This window comes from Fulvimarina thalattae, from assembly GCF_040239565.1.
GTDB lineage: Bacteria > Pseudomonadota > Alphaproteobacteria > Rhizobiales > Rhizobiaceae > Fulvimarina.
The window spans coordinates 39,164-55,473 of the sequence record NZ_JBEHWS010000013.1 but is presented as its reverse complement, the minus strand read 5'-3'; the positions used below and the strand labels follow the sequence as shown (position 1 = coordinate 55,473).

At 61.0% G+C, this 16,310-nt stretch carries 14 protein-coding genes and 1 pseudogene; 13 read left to right on the top strand and 2 right to left on the bottom strand.

Annotation, left to right across the window (positions count from 1 at the left end; all coding sequences use genetic code 11):
• Window position 1: 1 nt before the first annotated feature.
• The 3 genes from ABRA89_RS15645 to ABRA89_RS15635 all read left to right on the top strand — a co-directional run bounded on the left by ABRA89_RS15645 (window position 2) and on the right by ABRA89_RS15635 (window position 3,822).
• Entirely contained in the window at window positions 2–1,675 is a 1,674-nt protein-coding gene (locus tag ABRA89_RS15645; protein ID WP_349942423.1) for a condensation domain-containing protein, read from the top strand.
• 13 nt (window positions 1,676–1,688) lie between these two features.
• Window positions 1,689–2,456: a thioesterase II family protein gene (locus ABRA89_RS15640; protein ID WP_349942422.1), complete on the top strand. Its 768-nt coding sequence runs from the start codon at window positions 1,689–1,691 to the stop codon at window positions 2,454–2,456.
• A gap of 448 nt (window positions 2,457–2,904) precedes the next feature.
• Entirely contained in the window at window positions 2,905–3,822 is a 918-nt protein-coding gene (locus ABRA89_RS15635) for a (2Fe-2S)-binding protein (protein WP_349942470.1), read from the top strand.
• Between the two features lie 16 nt (window positions 3,823–3,838).
• Here ABRA89_RS15635 and ABRA89_RS15630 read toward each other — a convergent pair.
• Window positions 3,839–4,105, bottom strand: a pseudogene (locus ABRA89_RS15630) (transposase); the annotation flags it as partial.
• A 246-nt stretch (window positions 4,106–4,351) separates the two neighbouring features.
• On the opposite strand from ABRA89_RS15630, the gene ABRA89_RS15625 reads away from it, so the two are divergent.
• The 3 genes from ABRA89_RS15625 to ABRA89_RS15615 all read left to right on the top strand — a co-directional run bounded on the left by ABRA89_RS15625 (window position 4,352) and on the right by ABRA89_RS15615 (window position 8,048).
• Entirely contained in the window at window positions 4,352–5,086 is a 735-nt protein-coding gene (locus ABRA89_RS15625) for a hypothetical protein (protein WP_349942421.1), read from the top strand.
• Window positions 5,087–5,374: 288 nt separating this feature from the next.
• Window positions 5,375–5,521, top strand: a complete 147-nt coding sequence (locus ABRA89_RS15620; RefSeq protein WP_349942420.1) for a hypothetical protein — start codon at window positions 5,375–5,377, stop codon at window positions 5,519–5,521.
• Window positions 5,522–5,831: 310 nt separating this feature from the next.
• Window positions 5,832–8,048 carry a sensor domain-containing phosphodiesterase gene (locus tag ABRA89_RS15615; RefSeq protein WP_349942419.1) on the top strand — a complete coding sequence of 739 codons (2,217 nt, stop codon included), beginning with the start codon at window positions 5,832–5,834 and terminating at the stop codon, window positions 8,046–8,048.
• Between the two features lie 700 nt (window positions 8,049–8,748).
• On the opposite strand, the gene ABRA89_RS15610 is transcribed toward ABRA89_RS15615, so the two are convergent.
• Window positions 8,749–9,234, bottom strand: coding sequence for a transposase (locus ABRA89_RS15610; RefSeq protein ID WP_349942418.1), 486 nt, complete (start codon window positions 9,232–9,234; stop codon window positions 8,749–8,751).
• A gap of 76 nt (window positions 9,235–9,310) precedes the next feature.
• On the opposite strand from ABRA89_RS15610, the gene ABRA89_RS15605 reads away from it, so the two are divergent.
• The 7 genes from ABRA89_RS15605 (at window position 9,311) to ABRA89_RS15575 (ending at window position 16,306) form a co-directional block, all read left to right on the top strand.
• Window positions 9,311–9,646: an STAS domain-containing protein gene (locus ABRA89_RS15605; RefSeq protein ID WP_349942417.1), complete on the top strand. Its 336-nt coding sequence runs from the start codon at window positions 9,311–9,313 to the stop codon at window positions 9,644–9,646.
• A 152-nt stretch (window positions 9,647–9,798) separates the two neighbouring features.
• Complete coding sequence (locus ABRA89_RS15600) at window positions 9,799–10,167, top strand: response regulator (RefSeq protein WP_349942416.1); 369 nt, start codon at window positions 9,799–9,801, stop codon at window positions 10,165–10,167.
• Window positions 10,164–12,236, top strand: a complete 2,073-nt coding sequence (locus ABRA89_RS15595) for a chemotaxis protein CheA (RefSeq protein ID WP_349942415.1) — start codon at window positions 10,164–10,166, stop codon at window positions 12,234–12,236. Before ABRA89_RS15600 ends, ABRA89_RS15595 begins: the two co-directional genes overlap by 4 nt.
• Entirely contained in the window at window positions 12,233–12,733 is a 501-nt protein-coding gene (locus ABRA89_RS15590) for a chemotaxis protein CheW (protein WP_349942414.1), read from the top strand. Before ABRA89_RS15595 ends, ABRA89_RS15590 begins: the two co-directional genes overlap by 4 nt.
• Window positions 12,730–14,844 carry a HAMP domain-containing methyl-accepting chemotaxis protein gene (locus tag ABRA89_RS15585; protein WP_349942413.1) on the top strand — a complete coding sequence of 705 codons (2,115 nt, stop codon included), beginning with the start codon at window positions 12,730–12,732 and terminating at the stop codon, window positions 14,842–14,844. The genes ABRA89_RS15590 and ABRA89_RS15585 overlap by 4 nt, the downstream gene beginning before the upstream one ends.
• Window positions 14,845–14,914: 70 nt before the next feature.
• Window positions 14,915–15,379: a chemotaxis protein CheW gene (locus ABRA89_RS15580; RefSeq protein ID WP_349942412.1), complete on the top strand. Its 465-nt coding sequence runs from the start codon at window positions 14,915–14,917 to the stop codon at window positions 15,377–15,379.
• Between the two features lie 36 nt (window positions 15,380–15,415).
• Window positions 15,416–16,306, top strand: coding sequence for a CheR family methyltransferase (locus ABRA89_RS15575; protein WP_349942411.1), 891 nt, complete (start codon window positions 15,416–15,418; stop codon window positions 16,304–16,306).
• The last annotated feature ends 4 nt before the right edge of the window (window positions 16,307–16,310 follow it).

Genomic DNA, 16,310 nt, shown 5'->3' with positions numbered 1-16,310 from the left:
CGTGACAGAACACAAATCCAGCTCGTCCTCCGTGACGGATCGCAGGAATATTGCGGATATCTATCCGCTTTCGCCCATGCAGAGCGGCATTCTCTATCACGCCCTCTCGGAAGGCGAGACAGGCGTCTACGTTCCGCAGACCGCACAGATGATCACCGGACCAGTCGACACCGACGCGCTTCGGCGCGCCTGGCAGAGCGCTGTGGACCGCCATCCGGTTCTCAGAACGGCATTCTTCTGGGAAGAGCGAGACGAGCCGTTCCAGATCGTCTTCAAGAAAGTGCCGCTCGAATGGCATCAACTCGACTGGTCCGATAGAACGCAAACTGAGAGCATGGCACTCCGCGAGCTGTTCGCAAGAACGCGCGAAATGCCGTTCGACCTGCGGCGGCCATCGCAACTGCGCGTGCAATGGATCAACCTCGGCGCCGAGCGATCCATCCTGCATGTGAGCTATCATCACATCATTCTGGACGGCTGGTCGGTGCGCCAGTTGCTCGACGAGATTATGCGGCTCTATTGCCGCGAGACCGGCATTGCCAATCTGCCGCTTACGTCTCCGCCGCCATATGCCGACTATATCGGCTGGCTGAAATCGCGTGACGGAAACACATCAAACCAGTTCTGGCAGGAGTACCTTGCAGGCTATGAGAAGAAGGCTGCGCTTGCCTCGAAGTCTGGCGGCGACGCGTTCGAACGGCGCTCATGGAGCTGCTCTGACAGCCTTCACGCGCGTTTGAAGCATCTTTGCTCCTGTCGTAGCCTGACCATTAGCACGCTTCTGCAGGGCGCGCTCGGTCTCGTGATGGCGCGGGCGGCCGGTCGGAACGACATTGTTTTCGGAACGACCGTATCCGGACGCCCTTCCGATCTTGCTGGCGCTACCACGATGATAGGCCTGTTCATCAACACGCTGCCCGTGCGCGTTCGTCTGGCTCCCGACCTGCCTGTTGGCGATTGGCTAACGGGGTTGCAGATGCAACAGGCCGAAACGCTCGATCACCATCATGTGCCGCTCTCGCAAATTCAGGGCCGTGGTGGCGGATTGTTCGATACGCTTCTGGTCGTCGAGAATTTTCATGGCGGCGGATCGCGGATCGACTCCCTCCCATTCCGGGTCGAGAATGTCGATTTCGACGAGCGGACGCATTTTTCTCTGACGATCTGGGCGCGACCGGAAGCAAACTCGCTTCATTTGCTGGCGGGGTCGGATTGCCTGCCGTGCTCCGACCTCGACGAACTCCTGAAGAGCATCGGAGCAGCTCTTGAACGCTTCGCGCAGGAGCCGGAAAGCAACCTTGCCGAACATATGAGGACCACTGCCGCACCCAAGGTGATAGCGGACACGATCGATGATCCGACCGAATGGTTTCTCCCGGCAAATGCCGCACCATCGGCAACGCCCATCGCCACCGACACGGAGGCCGCCGTCGCAAGGGCTTTTACGGAAGTTCTCAAATGCGGTCCCGTCAACCGTGCGACGGATTTCTTCGAACTCGGCGGTCATTCGCTGCTGGCTGCCCGGATCGTCAGTCGCCTGCGAAGCGAATTTAGCATCGCGATTCCGGTTCGCGCGGTTTTCGACCATCCACACCTTGCCGATCTGGCCTCTCATATCGATGAGCTGCGGGCGGCTAACGCGGCAGACACGAACTATGTCGACATAGAGATCTGAACGAGTGCATGTGATGACGACGCGCCCGGTCCTTCTCGCCCTGCCGCCTGCGGGTATCGGACCTGCCATGTTTCGACCGTGGCAGAAGGCGGTGAGAGATTTTGACGTTCATGCGGTCTCGCTACCGGGACGCGAAGCGCGCTTTTCCGAGCCTCCAGCCCAGGATATCGGCGAGCTTGCCGACAGGCTTTCGCGCGAACTGGAGGGATATGCGCATTCCCGCTATGCCGTCTTCGGATACTCGATGGGAGCCCTTCTCGGCTATGAGATCGCGCTCAGATGGCAAAGCCAGGGGCTGAGACCGCCCGAGCATTTCTTTATTCTTGGCTGCAACGCTCCCGACCGGATGGTTCTCGATCGCGAACCACTCCACACCATGGGCTATCGCGAATTCATTCGAGCCCTTCACGAACTCGGAGGACTTCACCCGGAGATCGTCGCAAATGAAGAAGCAATGGCGCTTTTCGAGCCGGGACTGCGCAATGATTTTCGCCTGTGTGAGACCTACAGGCCCGACGAATCCAGACCGCGGCTCGCTTGCAGCGTTGATGCCTACGTGGCGATGGACGATCATTTCGTAAATTGCGATGCGGCGTCCGCCTGGTCGCTTTTCGTGACGGGTACGGTGAGCACGCACTCTATCGAGGGACGGCACATACTGGATGAAAAGGCGCTTTCCGCCATCCCGGATTTGATAGCGAAGCATTGGCCCGGAAACCGGACGGGGGGGCACCAGAAGTCCCCAGCGCCACTGCTGAAGAGCGGTGCGGGCTTTGGGTAAGGACTGCCGAGCGCGCCGCCCCAGCCCGCGCGCCGCATGATGATTGGTGTCCGCCGCGCTCGTAAAAGCGAATGCCGAAAGGCCCTTCGGTCCCCGTTGGCTCGATGTGGCAGGGCTTCATCCTTGGCGTGATTCCTGTTTGCCAACTGGAGGTGCTTATTGTGGAGTCGTGAAATCAACTTTACGAAACGATCTGAAGCCTCGAACCTCGATGAAGCATTTCTGGTTCTCGGCTTCGGCGGAAGGAAGCACGAAGGACCCTCGAAACCATGTCTGATTACCGGAGTTCATATGGTCCGGTCTCCTGGCAACGGGCCGCGGACTGCCTGAGTATGTTCGGCGGTCGCGATAGGGGCTGCGCGAGCCCAAGAAACGCCGGGATCAGCGTTCCGATCGTTTTGGTCTTTCCGCATTCGGGCGGCGCTTTGACCGTCACGGGGCAGGGCTGATGCTGGGCCCCGGCATCGCATCCATCCAGGCGAGTGCTTCGCCGCTTTCGGAGGTTTTCGCGCTTGTACGGAAGCTGGGTTTCAAGGTTCCGATCGATGTCGGAGAGCAAGAACCCGGTTGGCGCAGTGCCGACGATCTGGCGGCAGATACCGCGCTTTTGGACGAGCTGCTGACGGCACAGGCGGCCTTTACCCCCGATCTCGATCGCAAGGGGCAGGCTGCCTATCTCATCGGCGCGCTCTCCGGTCTCCTGGCACGGGGTCTGGTCATCCCGTTCCTGCTTGCCGGGCTTCTCCCGCGTACGGGGCGCTCGCTGTCGGCATTTCGGTTCAGCTATGAGAGCGCGACACGGCGCGGCCGCACAGCCGACATGCTGAAAAGCGAATGGCGCATCCTGTCGTCATCCTTCGCGACGGATCGCCCCGAGTTTCATGACCATCCTAAGTGCCAAACTCTGACGGATCGCGACGGTCTGAGAGAAAGCATGCGGCTTTCCATCGAGAGCGAGATCGAGCCGCTCATCTCGGTCATTCACGCAAGAACCCACCTGCCAAGCGCAGCCATGTGGCGGCTGGTCGGCGATTCCGTTGCGGGCGTCTTCCTCGAGGCGGGGCGGCAACTGAAATGCGAGTCCATCGCCAGAGAGGACGCCCTGGCCGTCCTCAAACAGCATGGTTCGCCGCTTCGGAACTCGCAGATGCATTATTTCGAGGTCGTAATCCCTGACCCCGCCGATCCTGACCACACACTGGCAAGCCGGGCCTATCGTTCGCGCGGCGGTTGCTGCCGATACTACACCTCGAAGGAAGGCAGCAAATGTTCGACCTGCGTGCTCGTCGCACCGGATGAACAGCGCCGAAACCTCGAACTCGCCCTGCGTCGGCAGATCGGCATCGGCACGACCAATGCCGGGTGATATCCCGTGGCGCGGTTCGAAAAAGCTCGGGAAATAGCTGGCCTTCCTTGGGCTTGGGAATCGACGGGTCGATCCGTCCGTCTCGCCTGTCCCATGCCCGGTCTCGATAGCCGTTGCGATGGTTCGTTGAGTCGGGCGCTCGAACGCCGGCGGGCGCACCGGTGCGCGCTTCGATCTGCATCCCGATCATTCGCCTGGCTGCGAAGGCGGGCCTATCGCGGAGAGGATCGATATCGGCCTCTTGCTCGATGAGGGTCACGATCGCAGTTTTCGTAGCGGTCATCGTGGTCTTCCTGCCGGGGCAGGTTTGCGATCCCAACCCTGCCGAAGATCGACGATGACCACCGCAAAACCGCGAACTCGCTACAGCGCCATGAGAAGGGCGCTCGATCGCCGATTTGCTCAACTCCCGCACCACAAAACCGCCCTTATGTATCAGACGCACCAAGCCCGGAGACCGGGCTATGAGGGCGCGTGCATCTGATCGCCTGACTCCACAACCGCTAGGGGCGCGGGTAGGGTTAGGGGTATGCGGAATCTCACACGAAAAATCGCAACATGGTTTTTGGTCGCTGTCGTTTTGGCGATTATCATTACCGTACTCAGCGAGTTTTTTATCGAAGTGGCGAAAGACAAGGGCTTTTACGACAACGCTGGCAAGCGATGGGACCGCGTGATGGGTGCGGTCGCTGATCTCGTTACAACAGGATACGTTTTGTACCCCGTTACTGCGCTTTCCGGCTTAGTCGCTGGCGTGTGGCTGCATCATTGGGCGGGCAAGTGGGACGCAAAACGCAAAACCCCTCACCCGTGGGATCGGGCGGCATATGTTGATCCGATTACTAAATCTCGACTTGCTGAAATCAGCGCGACCAAAAGCATAGAGGTTGCCGAGGAGGCCGTCAGGATTGCGCAATTGACAGTCGGCCACGAAAGCAGCGCGGAGGACGTAAGGACTGCATTGGAAAGGCTGGCAACAAAAGCCTCACTGTTAGAAGGCGAGCCTAATTTCCGGTTTGCTTGGCGGCGATTCCATTTCCATGTAACCGCATGGACCCAAGGCAAAGCGCAGCTTGAGCGCATTTCGGGTAAGAAGCCGTTCGAATTGTTGTCGCCTTTGATGGCAAATCAAATGTCTGCAAAGGAGTTCGCGTCAGCGATCAGCTTTTGCGTAATGTCGAAGCCCTTTTCGCCAGAAACGCTGAACGCGCGCGTTGCAGAGTTCCACCAGATGGCAGACCGCGTTTTCCCGGTTGATCGCTAGTTTAAGCGCACCGAATCCGACCCGATCGCCTCATAGCACGCGGCCATAAACACCGCCGTCGACTTGCCCCCGCGATAGCTTGGTGCGTCTGATACATTAGGGCGCACAAAACCGGGACACGGGAAAATTGCGAAACGACCCGATCGGTAAACTCATTTTAAATGCGCGATGGAATAGCGATGCGGAGCACACCGGTTTTTCCTGCCCGCCTTCGCCTCTCCCACACGTTCGGCAGGGTGAAGCTTGCTCAAAAGATCGAAGAACGTTTGACCTCAGAAAGATAACGACATGCCGCAGGTTCAAAAATCCGGAGAGGAATTCCTCGTCGACTCAGTGACCGCCATCAATCGGGAGGAGCCGACGATCGCAGGCCTCAGCAATGGTGGCTTCGTCGTCAGCTGGCAGGATTACAGCAAAGACGGGCGAGAAATATGAAGGGCAGCTTTCCGCCAGCTTTGCTCCAAAGCCGACAATCTCCTTCCGGTCCATCTCGACAGATTCATGAATGGCTCCGACGGTTGGAACGCAGGCAAGCAGCATCTGACTGTCTTGGTCGCATGGCTGCCGTCGCCAGCGCTCATCACCGTTCGCGAATAGCTGGGTTCCACGGAAGGCCCACTCCTACAATCTTCGGCCTCGTCCAAGATTCCCGTAACGTTTTGATGAGATTGTCGGCCCATGTCACTCAAGTCGACGGATAAACGTTCGGAGAATGGCTTGCGCCCTAGTCCGATCGAAAATTGCAATGGCTGAACTACCGTCCTATCCCATACCTTCGAACGAGACCGAGCGCCTGGCCGCACTCAAATCCTACAAGTCGTCCAATAGTGGCCGCGAACGAAGTCTCGACGTCATTCTGCAGCATGTGAGACGGGTCTTTGGTGTTCCAATCGCCATCGTCTGCTTCGTGGAGGAGCACCACGAGCATTTCAGGGCATGCCTAGGCATAGACTCGTGTGGCTCAGACCGGGAAGGCTCCTTCTGCGCACATACGATCCTTGAGCGCGACGTCATGGTCGTTCCAGATGCGACGCTCGATGCGCGTTTCCGTGGTTCGCCGCTCGTCACGGGTCCGAGCGGCATCCGTTTCTATGCCGGCGCTCCCCTGATCACGCCCAACGGCTTGGTCATCGGTACGCTCTGCATCAAGAACACCGTTCCCCGGCCCCAAGGGCTGCAAATCGGCGAGCGGGAATCTCTGGCCGAGCTGGCTGAGCTGGTCATGGACAAGCTGGAGGCCCGTCGTCTTTCGACGGTCGAGGTTGACGGCCATCGTCGCTTCGACGCAGTGGCGGAATCAGCGGCCGACGCCATCATCTGCGGGGATGGCGACCACCACATTCTTTACTGGAACGGCGCTGCCGAGCGCATGTTCGGATACACGGCGGCCGAGGCCATCGGGCAATCGTTGGACATCATCGTGCCCGAGCGATACAGATCCATGCATGCGGCAGGGGTGCGCCGGGCAGCCGCCGGACTTCCCACCAAGTTGGTCGGTTCCCTGGTGACATTGCCCTCCGTTCACCGGGATGGCACCGAGTTTCCGATCGAGCTTTCCCTTTCGCATTGGATGGAGGCTGGCGAGCATCGCTTTGGAGCCATCATCCGGAACATCACCGAGCGGCTCAATCACGAAGCGGAGCTGAAGCACGCCGCTGAATACGACGCCCTGACGGAGCTTCCGAACCGCAGAGTCCTGCATGAACGCCTTGAAAGGGCCAGCGCCGAGAACCGATCCGTCTCGCTGATCATGCTTGACCTCGACGGCTTCAAGGACGTCAACGACAGCCTCGGGCATGCCGCCGGGGATGATGTCCTAAAGCTGGTCGCCGCTCGCCTTCAGAAAGGCCTTGGAACGGAAGGGCTCGCATGCCGCCTGGGCGGCGACGAGTTCGTCGTGTTGCTCGAGGACCGCGCGGATCCATTCCAGGCGGTCGAGCTGGCAAAGCGCCTGGTCAAGGCGATCGAGGCTCAGATGGAGATGGGGGAACGAGCCGTCTATGTCGGCGCCAGCGCCGGCGTGTCGATCATCACTGGAAGAGGGTGGGACACCAGCTTACCCATGGAGCGATCCGACCTCGCCCTCTACCGGGCGAAGTCCGATGGCCGTGGCACGGTGCGGCTGTTCACCCCAGACATGATGCCGACCCAACAGATGCGCGTTTCCGTGAGTTCCGGCCTGCGGCAGGCATTCGAACAGGGCGAGTTGGAGCTCTATTATCAGCCGCAGGTGCGCCTTTCGGACGGCACCATCGCTGGAGCTGAAGCGTTGATACGCTGGAACCACCCGGAGCGGGGACTCTTGGCGCCCGGAGCCTTTATCGAGACGCTTGAGGCCAGTCTGATCGCCGTACCAGTGTCCGAGTGGATCCTGCGGACCGCATGCAGCCAAGCGGCCGAATGGCGGCGCTCAGGTCATCCCGCTTTGCGGATCGGCGTAAACCTCTTTGCCGCTCAGATCAGAAACGGCGACCTCGCCACCGTGGTGGATGGCGTTCTCAGGAAAACCGGTCTCGCTCCCAGTGGTCTCGAGCTGGAGATCACGGAGAACACCATCCTTCGCAACGAGGCAAATATCGACAGGTCGCTCCGCGAATTGCGGGAAATGGGAGTGGGGATCGCGTTCGACGATTATGGTACGGGCTATGCGTCCTTGACCATGCTGAAGGATTTCCCGGTGACCCGGCTCAAGATCGACCGTTCCTTCGTCAGCGGTCCGGACATTGGTGATAGAAATCGGTTTATCGTCAAGACCATTTCCCAGCTCGCTCAGGGCTTCAAGCTCGATGTCATCGCCGAAGGCATCGAAACGGTCGAGCAAGAAGAACTCATGCGCTCCTATTGCGGGGAGGGCCAGGGCTATCTGTTCGGTAGGCCGATGCCAGCCGCAGCCTTCACATCGATCCTTGACGTTTCGGCGGCGGTGAATCACGGTTCAGTGGTTTCGACAGCTTTCGGGTAGCAGAAGGACCGGCGTTGACTGCTCCGATGGTCGAGAACGAAACGGCAGCTTTCCGACTGCTGTGCCCCAAGCCGGACGGACCGCTTTCGGCCCGTTTGATCTGCGCTGAGGATCGTCGATCATTTCTTCCGCCATTTCGGCGAAAGGAGAACGATAACGGGACATTCTCGGTATGATCCGGCGGGCAAGGCTCGTCGAGCATGTGAACTGATACGGTGAATGCCCACGCCGGTCGGCATCTTGTATGCCATGACGTGTGTGGATGGCCCCTGTTTGGCAATCAGAATCTTCTTCGGTTTGGCAGGGTTTTCGGTCGGACGTGTGTCGTGCCTCTCGATGTGGCCTTGATGATGCCACGGCTGGGTCAGCCGTTCGGAAAGCGGGGTTCGCATCGGTGCAGAGAGCTGCATGCGCTCGAGCCCCGGGTCTGAATGTCCACGCCTTGAACTTCGAAGTCCGTTTCGCCTACTTCTCGTAGATCGCTCACCCCGGTCTTTCGGCCATGTCGTGCCGTTTCACTCGAAGGGTTGCGGTCATGCCTTTTGACCATCTTCCTACTTAATGCTCAGCGCCCAGATATTCCGCGCGTTCGCGGTCCGCCCGTCCCGATGGCGCGTGGCCGCTCACTGATCGCGAGCGTGACCGCCAACATCTTGCTCTCGGTCATCAATGCACCCGCCGCTTGGTGCCTATAGAACCGTCATGGCAGACAAGATGCCGACGGGGGGATCCTCCGCATCAGTTCATTCCTGATCGCTCCGGCTTCGGCCAGGTGCTCGCGAAACAGCCAGATCGTCTTGGCGTCCGGCACTCTGTCCACGAGCCCGAGACCGATAAAGCGCATGAGCGACAACCGGTCTTGGATCTGAAATTCGGCCAGATCATTTGACAGACTGTAAAGCGTCTGCAGGACCAAAACTTTGAACATGAGGATCGGACCGTAGGACGGCCTCCGGCCCTTGGCGCCGTCGGACCGCTTCAGGGCCTTCGACAGTGGCTTGCGGAACACCTCCCGAAGCACGTGCGCGTCCAGCTTCTCCAGCGGGTCGCCGCCTTCGCTCAAACGGCCATAGCGCTGATCGATGTCGCAAAATCCCGAATGTCCGCGCATCGCTGCCTCCCGATTTCCGTCAGCTCGATGGAACCAAAAATTGGGCCGGAGGGGGAGGTTTTCAGAGGCGTCCATTTCGCAACTGCGAGGGCGTTAGATCTTTATCAACGGGTTTATACCAGAACGGGTACTAGGGTTGTGAAACGAGCGAGTGGGAATTGTGATTAGCAATGGACAGTATCAAACACTGAAACCTCCCGGTGCATCTCGCGATATCTCTCTTGTCGATGATTGCGGGATCCGGAACATCGTCGATTTGGCCGCCGGGTTCCAGCGCATCGGCTGCGAAGGTCCGATCCGGGTAGACGCGACCGGTCTGACATCCGTCGATGTCTCCGTGCTGCAACTCCTGGTTTCGGCGAAGCGGATGGTTTTGGCATCGAACGGCGAGTTCACGATCGTCGACAGACCAGAGGGCGTTCTTCGCTCCGCGCTCGAGAGGGCCGGTCTCGGCCATGAGTTCGAGGCGAGTTTAACTCTGCCCTGAGCCGAACCCGGGCGTTCGTACACTTCTTCATCGTCTGGACCCTGAGGATGATCCTGCAGGTCCAAGGAGCGCTTTGCCTTTGTGAAGCAGACGTTCCCCCTGTCCGTCTCCCTGCAGGGAAAACTTCAACACTTGTCTTTCCGGGAATTCGCATGAGCAAGACGATCCTTATGGTCGATGATTCTGCCTCCGTTCGACAGATGGTCGGCATGACCCTCAAACAGGCGGGATACAGCGTCGTCGAAGCCTCCGACGGTAGCGAAGCGCTGCAGAAGGCGACGGCGAGCCGCGTCGACGCCGTCATCACCGATCTGAACATGCCTGGCATGGACGGGCTGACCTTCATTCGCAAGTATCGGGCAAGCCCGTCTAGCAGCGGCGTGCCGATCGTCTTCCTGACGACAGAATCCGATGAGGGTCTGAAGGCGCAGGCCAAGCAGGCGGGCGCGACCGGCTGGATGGTGAAGCCCTTCAAGCCCGACCAGCTTCTCGCCGTCATGCGTAAAGTCGCTGGCGCATGAGCAATCTCGATCCGACCGAAGTCTTTCGCCAGGAGGCTGCCGATCTCATCGAGACGCTGGAGCAGGCGCTACTCGATCTGGAAAAACGGCCCGACGACGAAGAACTCGTCGGGCTGGCCTTTCGGGCACTGCACACCCTCAAGGGCTCGGGGGCGATGTTCGGCTTCACCGCCGTTTCGGAATTCATCCACGAGTTCGAGACCGCTTTCGACCGCGTCCGCAAGGGCGAGGCGAAGGCCGATTGCCGGCTGATCGCGACCGCACTCAAGGCGCGCGATCATGTCTCGCAGCTCATCGAAGACCCCGACTGCGATCCCGAGCGGGGCGCGGCGATTCTCGCGGCCTTGAAAGAGGCAGTCAGCGATATGGCGAGCGAGCCCGCGACTGCGGAGGCATTGGAAGTGGTTGTCTCAGCCGAAACGCCGTCGGCGGTCGGTTGGCGGATCACCTTCGCTCTGCCGTCCGACGCCTTGATGCTCGGCACCAATCCCCTGCTTCTGCTCGACGAGTTGCGCGATCTCGGCCCCTGCGAGGTGCGCGCGCTGACGGACAACGTGCCTCGGCTCGATCTCTTGGAGCCGCAGAACTGCTATCTGGCGTGGGACGTCAGCCTCCACGCGGCCGCACCGCAGGAGGCCGTCGACGACGTCTTCATGTTCGTGCGCGACGACATGGAACTCGTCATAGCGCCGCTTTCCGAAGACGAAGGGCACGAAAGTGCCGATAGCGCCTCGTCCGTGGGCCAGAGCGAAACGCCTGCCAAGGAGGAGCCGGCTGAGGTCGCCGCCGACACATTGACCCCTCGGGCGGACGGACGCACTGCAGGCCCGGCCCGCAAAACGCCGGCCACCGAGCGGGCAGGCGCGACGAAGGTCGAGCGCAATGCGACGCTGCGGGTCGCGGCGGAGCGGCTCGACGAACTGATGGACCGGGTGGGTGAACTTGTAATCGCCCAGGCGCGGCTGAGCCAGCTTGCCGAGACGATCCATGATCCGGCCCTGATCAATGTCGCCGAGGAGATCCAACGGCTGACGTCCAGCCTGCGCGATACCACCATGGGCACGCGTATGGTCCCGATCGGTTCGCTGTTCGGACGTTTCCGCCGGCTGGTCCACGACCTGTCCGAAGAGCTCGGAAAACCCATCAACTTCGTCACCGAGGGGGAAGAAACCGAACTCGACAAGACGGTCATCGAACAGCTCGCCGATCCGCTGATCCACCTGATCCGCAACTCGCTCGACCATGGTCTCGAAAGCCAGGAACGCCGCGTCGAAGCAGGCAAGTCAGCGACGGGCACGCTGCGCCTGTCGGCCAGCCATCGCGGCGCGGAGGTCGCGATCGTCGTTTCTGACGACGGGGCGGGTCTGAACCGGGATCGCATTCGCAAGAAGGCCGAAGACGCTGGGCTGCTTGCCGCAGGGCAGTCGATTCCCGACTCCGAACTCAACCGGATGATCTTCCAGCCGGGCTTTTCGACCGCCTCCGAGGTGACCTCGCTCTCGGGTCGCGGCGTCGGCATGGACGTGGTCAAACGCACCATAGACGGCCTGCGCGGCACCATCGACGTCGACACCGCACCGGGCACGGGAACGAGCGTCACCCTGCGCCTGCCGCTGACCCTTGCCATCATCGACGGCCTTCTCGTTCGGGTGGGTGAGGATCGCTACACGATCCCGCTGGCGGCCGTGGAGGAATGTCTGGAACTCACCGCCGGAGCCGATTCCGATGGTCGCGGACGCAGCTTCCTCAATCTGCGCGGCGAACTCGTGCCCTTCCTCAGGTTGCGGGAGCTCTTCAGAGCGGAAGGCGAGCCGGATCGTTTCCAGAAGGTCGTGGTGGTCTCGTCCGACGGAGTGCGCACGGGTCTCGTCGTCGACCAGATCATCGGCAACAACCAGACCGTCATCAAGCAGCTTTCGCGGCTTCATTCCGGGCTGAAGATCTTCTCCGGCGCGACGATCCTCGGGGACGGCACCGTCGCTCTCATTCTCGACATCCTCAACCTCGTCGCTTTCGGTCAGAGTATCGAGGCGGACAGGCGCGCCGAAGCGCTGGGGAGGGCGGCATGAGCGATGATCAGAAGACGAAGGGCATGCACGCCCTTACCATCCGGCTTCACGACGAGATCGTCGCGCTCGAGGCGACACAGGTGCGCGAAATTCTGGATCCGGTGCCGATCACCCGGGTCCCCAATGCCGGTGCGTTCGTCGGCGGGCTGATCAACGTTCGCGGGAGCGTCGTGCCCCTCGTCGATTTGCGGGTGAGCTTCGCGATGGATCGCCCGCCGCAGACGCCGGACACGCGTATCGTCGTCATAGAGATCGAATTGGACGACGAGCCGCTGGTCGCCGGCATCCTGGCCGACAAGGTTTACGATGTGACCGACATCGCCGCGGCATCGATCGAGGACGCGCCGAAAGTCGGCATGCGCTGGCCGGCCGAATTCGTCCGCGGCATCGGCCGACGCGACGAGGACTTCGTCATCATCCCCGACATGAATCGAATCTTCAAGGCTGAAGGGGGCCAAAACCCCTACCTGGCAGCAAATGAAAGGACAGAACGGTGAGACTCACATTAAAGGCAAAGCTGGGGGCGACCTTCGCGGTCATCGTGGCGCTGTCCGGCATCAGTATGTTCATTGCCATCGAGAATCTTGGCAAGATCGAAAATTCGATCGACGAGATCGTCAATGGCAGTACGGTCCGCACCGATCTCGCGGCCACGATCAACGCCCACTCGCTCCGCATTGCCCGGGACGAGAAGAACTACATCCTCGCCGAAACGCCCGACAAGCTTGAATTCTTCGGTAATCGCATCGAAACCGAGGAAGCGGCAATGCGCGACCGGATCGCGCGGCTCCGTGAGCTTTCTAGCGAAGAATTCGGCAAGCCTCGCGTCGATGCCTTCATTGCTGCCTGGAATGGCTTCATGGAGGAGCACAGAAAGGTTCGTGCCCTCGCCGACAAGAATTCGAGCTCCGAAGCCCGCAAAGCGGTGGAAGATGCGGGCAATCTCGCCACGGCTGTTCTCGCGTCCCACGGCGAGATCGTCGACAAGGTGCGCGCCTCCTCGATTGGTGGCAATCCGCGACGCAGCGACACCCTGGAGAAATTGGCCCTGATCGAGACGACCGCCAACCGGATCTCCGTCGAACTGCGCAACACATTGCTGACGATGGACAATCTGGAACTGCAGAAGCAGTATCTGGGGCGTCTCGATGGCCTGATCGCCGAACTCCGCCAGAAAACCGATGTCGTGGCGCCGCAGATGCCGGCTGGCGAGTCCGAGACCTTCGCGACCTTCAGGACGGATCTCGACAAATGGCTTGCGAAAGTGAATGAGGCTCGGGGTTTCGCCCTCGAGAACGGTGATTTTTACGCCTACGAACTGGCCAATGGCGCCGCTGCCACGGCGCGCCAGGAAGCAGTGGACGCCCTCAATGCGATCATCGATCTGAACGAGACGCAGAGGGCCGCCTCGGATCAAGCCGCCGGCGAGCTTTACAGCTTCTCCCGCAATCTTCTGATCGCTTTGATGATAGGCACGACGCTGATTGCCGCAGTGGCCGCGACCTGGATCATCCTCAGTATCAGCCGCGCCCTGTCGAGTGCCGTCGGTCTGGCTCGCTCGGTGGCGGATGGGGATCTCAACGCTACGGCCAAGGTCCGCTCCAATGACGAGATCAAGGATCTCGTCGATGCCCTCAACCAGATGGTCGCCAAGTTGAGGAGCGTCGTCGGCGAGGTAACCAGCGCCGCCCGCAACGTCTCGACGGGAAGCCAGGAGATGTCCTCGGCAGCCGAGCAGCTCAGCCAGGGCGCGACGGAACAGGCGTCGTCCACCGAGGAGGCTTCCTCCTCGATGGAAGAGATGGCTTCCAACATCAAGCAGAATGCCGAAAACGCTTCTCAGACGGAAACCATCGCACGCCAGTCCGCCAAGGATGCCCAGGCGAGCGGCGAAGCCGTCGACAAGGCCGTCAAGGCGATGGAGACGATCGCCGAGAAGATCCTGATCGTTCAGGAAATCGCGCGCCAGACCGATCTTCTCGCGCTCAACGCGGCTGTCGAGGCCGCCCGGGCGGGCGAACACGGTCGCGGCTTCGCGGTGGTTGCCTCGGAGGTTCGCAAGCTTGCCGAGCGCAGCCAGGCGGCGGCTCAGCAGATTTCCGGCTTGTCCGGCGACACCGTCAAGGCCTCCCAGCAGGCGGGCGAGATGTTGACCAGGCTGGTTCCGGACATTCAGCGCACGGCCGAACTGGTGGCTGAAATCTCCAATGCCAGCCGTGAGCAGAACGCCGGTTCCGCCCAGATCAACGTGGCGATCCAGCAGCTCGACAAGGTGACGCAGCAGAACACCTCTGCCGCCGAAGAGCTGGCCTCGACCTCCGAGGAACTGGAAAGCCAGGCCAATCAGCTGCAACAGGCGATCGCCTATTTCCGTGTCGATGGCTCGGTGCAGGTCGAGGCGGCGCTCCAGACGCAGCCGCGGCAGGCTGGTCAGGGCAAGGAGTCGACCGGTCGCGCGGTGGCCGAGATGCATAATGCCATCCGCGTCGCCGCACCCGGCTTCTCCAAGCCGCAGGCGTCCGCCCGCGGCGGCGGCTTCGATCTCCAGATGGACGGCGATGACGACGATCTGGACAGCCGCTTCGTGCGAAACGGCCGGGCCGCCTGAAGGCAAGCCCGTCCCGCCTCCCGGCTTATCGGCCGGGAGGCATGCCAACACCGCCATGATGAGATCCACGATGGCCGAAAAGACGCAATATGTGACCCTGGGTGTCGCCGACTCTTTGTTCGCGGTTCCGGTGACCCGGGTGCAGGCGATCCTTGAACCGCAGCCGCTCTCGAGGATGCCGCATGCCCCCGCCGATTTCCTCGGCATGATCGACGTTCGCGGGCGGGGCATCGCCGTTGTCGATCTGCGTCTGCGTCTTTCCCTGCCGGCGGCCGAAGACACACTCGATACCCGCATCATCGTTCTGGACGCCGTCTTTGAAGATGTGATGCGGGTGGTGGCGTTGCGGGCCGATCGGGTCTTCGAAGTCGCCGAACTCGACGGCCCCCTAGAGCCGCCGGCGGAGATCGGCACCCGCTGGCGCGCCGAATGTGTCGCCGGCATCGGCCGGCGCAACGGCAGCTTCGTCACGGTCTTCGACCTCGATCATCTGTTCTCGGCGGTCGACGTCGAGGTGGTTAAGTCCGTGGCCTGACCCGCGATCGGCGCTTTTTCGCCGAAGGAGTTCTGAATGAATATTCAACGGGCCGCGATCGCCCGATCGCATGAGGCCATCGGCCTGCTACCCATGCCCGACGAGATTGCCGGGGCAGATTTCGAGCGGCTCGCCAGCCTCGTCACCAACCAGACCGGCATCAAGCTGCCGCCCACGAAACGGATGATGATCGAGGGCCGGCTGCGCAAGCGGATGCGGGCCTGCAATCTGCCTAATCTCAATGCCTATTGCCGGTATCTGTTCGACCAGAACGGGCTCGAGAGCGAGATGATCCATGTCATCGACATGGTCACGACGAACAAGACCGACTTCTTCCGCGAGCCCGACCATCTGCACTTTCTCGAAAACCGCATGGTGGGCGAGCTTCTGGAGCGCAGCGGGCGCGGGCGAACGCTCAAGGTGTGGAGCGCGGCGAGCTCGAACGGCGCAGAGGCCTGGTCGATCGCGATGGTGCTTGAGGATATCGTCCGCAAACGCCGCGACTTTCGCTACGCCATTCTCGGAACCGACATCTCGACCGTCGTCCTTCAGCAGGCGCGCCGCGCCATCTATCCGGTCGAGGCGATGGAGCCGGTGCCGCAGGACAAGCGGCAGCGATACGTCATGGCAGCCGACGCCCAGGAGTTCTGCGGCGAGGTCCGGATCGTGCCGGAGCTTCGTCGGCAGGTGCGTTTCGAGCGCATGAACCTGATGGACGCGCGCTACCCCTACGACCGCGACGTCGACGTGATCTTCCTGCGCAACGTTCTGATCTATTTCGAAAAGTCTGACCAGGAGGCGGTGATCGCCCGGCTGGTCGGCCATCTCCGACCGGGTGGGTTCCTGGTGGTGGGGCACTCCGAATCGATGGTGGTGCGTGAAGAGAACATCCGCCAGGTCGGGCCAACCACCTTTCAGAAGGGCTAGAGCG